We start from the raw sequence: 3,036 nt of genomic DNA, 5'->3' as shown, positions 1-3,036 counted from the left end.
GTGACCACGGCCTGCGCCACGGGGACGCAATCCGTTGGCGAGGGGGCGGAATCGATCTTCCAGGGGATCGCCGATGTGGTCATCGCCGGCGGGGTGGACGCGGTGCTCACCGATTTTGTGCTCATCGGCTTTGCCGCCATGCGGGCGCTCCCGACGAGCTTCAACGACCAACCCGAAGCCGCCTCGCGCCCCTTTGACGCCCGTCGGGAGGGCTTCCTGTTGTCGGAGGGAGCGGCAGTGCTGATCCTGGAGAATCTGGATCACGCCCGCGCCCGCGGGGCAAGGATCTACGCCGAGGTCGCAGGCCATGCCAACACCGGAGACGCCTACCACATCGCCGCTCCCGATCCACGCGCCACCGGCGCCGTGCGCACCATGCGTTGGGCGCTTGAGTCGGCCGGGATGGCGACGGACGAAATCGACTACATTAACGCCCACGGCACATCAACCCCGGCCAATGACGCCATTGAAACGCTGGCGATCAAACAGCTCTTCGGGGACCGCGCCTATCAGATCCCGGTGTCTTCGACCAAGTCGATGCTCGGCCACTCGATGGGTGCCGCCGGAGCCATCGAGGCCGCGGTGTGCGCGCTGACCCTGAGACACCAGGTCATCCACCCGACGGTCAACTACCAAACCCCGGATCCTGAGTGCGACCTGGACTACGTGCCCAACGAGCCGCGCCCTGCCCGAGTCCGAGCGGCACTGTCGAACTCCTTCGGCCTTGGCGGTCAGAACGCCTGCCTGGTGCTACGAGAGGTGAATGCCTGATGAAACGGCTTGCAGACGAGCGCATGATCTCTCGCAACGCCCGCTTGGGCAAGATCCTGCTGTATGGCGGTCTGGTCATCATGGCCGGAGGGATGTTTGTGGTGTCCCGCAACCCTGAATGGAGCACCTATGCCCTGGCGCCAGCGCTGGCCGGATTGATGGCGATTCAGTTTGGCTCGGCCTTCATGAGCCGGTGGTCCCGTCGACCGCGCCTGGACGAGATCGCCGACGAGGCCCTCAAAGGTCTCGACGGTCGGTATGCCCTGATTCACTACAAGCTGGCCACCCCCCACGCCCTGTTCACCCCGAGCGGGGTGTACGCCCTGATCCTGCGCACCGAGGACGGGGAGCTCCGCTTTCGGAACGGTCGTTGGGAGCGGACAACGGAAGGGCGCGGCCTGCGCCGGGGCGGGACGCGCACCCTCCGCAGCGTGGAGACGCTGGCCCGGGCCGACGCCGACGCCATGGCCTCGGCCTTGCGCAAGCGCCTGCCTGAGGGCGCCCAGATCCCGGTCGAGCCGCTGCTGATGTTCATCCACAACCGCGCCGTGGTCCACGGCGAGTCGAGCCCCATCCCGGCTTTCCACGCCAAGAAGGCCAAGGAGGCCTTGCGCCGCCAGCCCAAGCGTCCAGGCCTGACAGAGGAACAACTGGCACGCCTGAGCGCCAGCCTAAGGCTGGTGGCAGACTGAACCGGACGGCCGCACCCAACGACAGGGCCCGGCAGGTTGCCCGGGCCCTTCTTCTTTTGTGCCGGCGCGAGTCGCCTACGACTTCAAGAAATCGTCGAGGGCATCCTTGCTGATGCGGTAGGCGTTGCCAATCTTCTTGGCCTTGAGCTGGCCGCCCTTGATGGCAGCCACCACATCTTCCTCTGAAACCTTGAGGTAGGCCGCGGCCTCAGACGGGGTCATCACCGACGGTCCACCGCCTGCTGCAGCGCCGCCGGCGGCTGCGGCTCCGCTGGCCGCTCCCTGCTGCAGGGATCCCGTGAGCACATTGCCGATCCCCATCCCGGCGCCGATGCCCGCCGTCAGGCCGGCTCCGCCTTGTGGATTATTAGCTGCATCTCGCATCGCATCCGCCGCCTGCAGTTGGGTGTAGGTCGCCACGTCGAGCATGCCCATCGCCCGCAACTCCTCCGCCGAACGATCAGAGGGCTTCAGGCTCTCGACATAGAACGCCTTCAGTGTCAAACCCAGAGCTTTGAAGTCGTCCTGGGCCTTGGCTCGAACGCCGGCGCCGATCTCCTCTACTAGGCCGATCAACTCCGGGACGTTCTTGGCGGCAGTTGTCTCGCCCAGCAGGTCCTGCAGCTTGGAGAGCAGCATCGAGCGCAGGCGGGCCTGAATATCGACTGTGCGGAAGGCGCCGTTGACGCCGACCACCTGGGTGACGAACTGCTGCGGGTCGCTCACCTGGAAGCCGAAGGTGCCATAGCCCTGGAGCAGCGCCACGCCCAGCGCCATCCCCGGGTTGCGCACGATGATCGGCTGGGGCGTTCCCCACTTCTGGTCGGCGAACTCGCGCATCGACACGAAGTAGACCTCCGCCTTGAAGGGGGTCTGATCGTTGAAAGCGCGGCCGATCAGGTTCACCAGGCCCGGGATGTTGGCTGTGGTGATGGTATGCCGCCCCGGTTCGAAGACATCCAGCGCCTTGCCGTCCCGGTAGAAGGCCGCCGTCTGGCTTTCACGCACGATCACCTGGCTGCCGATCCGGAAATCGCCCGACCCCTGTTCAGGAATTCGGTGAACGATCTCATCCTTCATTTCGTTTGGGTATTCGACAATATCGAAGATTCTGGCCATCGCTTGGACTCCTCCTCTGCCCCGAAGCGGACTACACGCTCAGGATAACCTCGTCGCGCCGATTGAAGGCGTCAATCGCCTCCTGGCAGACCGTCGTGAGATTGCGCATGGCCGCCGGAAGGCCGTCTGACCCAATCGAAGCCGCCACATTGTCGACGGCGCCATTGACCTTCTCGACGTCCTGCAACAGTGCCAGGTCGAATTCGTAGACCTTGGTCAGCTCCGCTTCATTGATCCGCACAGCATCGAAGAAGCCAGCGTACCCGTACGAGGCCCGCCGTATCCGGTCGATGAACGCCCGCAGCTTGACGGCTGCAGCCTCCAGATCGTCCACCACCTCCAGCTGGCCTTCGCTTACCAGGCGCTTCTGCAGCTCAGAGACCCTCGCCCACTGCTCCTCGTACCGCTGGGCTACGGTTTCCCGAAGGATCTTATCCGCTGCTCGCCGGTTCTC

4 protein-coding genes are annotated in these 3,036 nt (G+C 65.0%); 2 read left to right on the top strand and 2 right to left on the bottom strand.

Annotation, left to right across the window (positions count from 1 at the left end; translation table 11 throughout):
- Both MUO23_14250 and MUO23_14245 read left to right on the top strand, forming a co-directional pair.
- Positions 1-771, top strand: a 771-nt coding sequence (locus tag MUO23_14250) for a beta-ketoacyl-[acyl-carrier-protein] synthase II (protein ID MCJ7514111.1), incomplete at its 5' end; no start/stop codon positions are given.
- Positions 771-1,463 carry a hypothetical protein gene (locus MUO23_14245; protein MCJ7514110.1) on the top strand — a complete coding sequence of 231 codons (693 nt, stop codon included), beginning with the start codon at positions 771-773 and terminating at the stop codon, positions 1,461-1,463. The genes MUO23_14250 and MUO23_14245, both read left to right, overlap by 1 nt.
- 75 nt (positions 1,464-1,538) lie before the next feature.
- Here the strand turns inward: MUO23_14245 and MUO23_14240 are convergent, their stop codons facing one another.
- Positions 1,539-2,582, bottom strand: coding sequence for an SPFH domain-containing protein (locus MUO23_14240; protein ID MCJ7514109.1), 1,044 nt, complete (start codon positions 2,580-2,582; stop codon positions 1,539-1,541).
- 31 nt (positions 2,583-2,613) lie between these two features.
- On the bottom strand, positions 2,614-3,036 hold a 423-nt coding region (locus MUO23_14235), incomplete at its 5' end, for a hypothetical protein (protein ID MCJ7514108.1).

This window comes from Anaerolineales bacterium (assembly GCA_022866145.1).
In the GTDB taxonomy this organism is placed as follows: domain Bacteria; phylum Chloroflexota; class Anaerolineae; order Anaerolineales; family E44-bin32; genus PFL42.
The sequence above is the reverse complement of the archived record's forward strand: the minus strand, read 5'-3'. Positions and strand labels throughout refer to the sequence as shown.

What these genes read in the sequence shown, in the direction of transcription:
- MUO23_14245 (MCJ7514110.1), top strand. Translation starts at nt 771, where the DNA reads ATGAAACGGCTTGCAGACGAGCGCATGATCTCTCGCAACGCCCGCTTG.
- MUO23_14240 (MCJ7514109.1), bottom strand. Translation starts at nt 2,582, where the DNA reads ATGGCCAGAATCTTCGATATTGTCGAATACCCAAACGAAATGAAGGAT.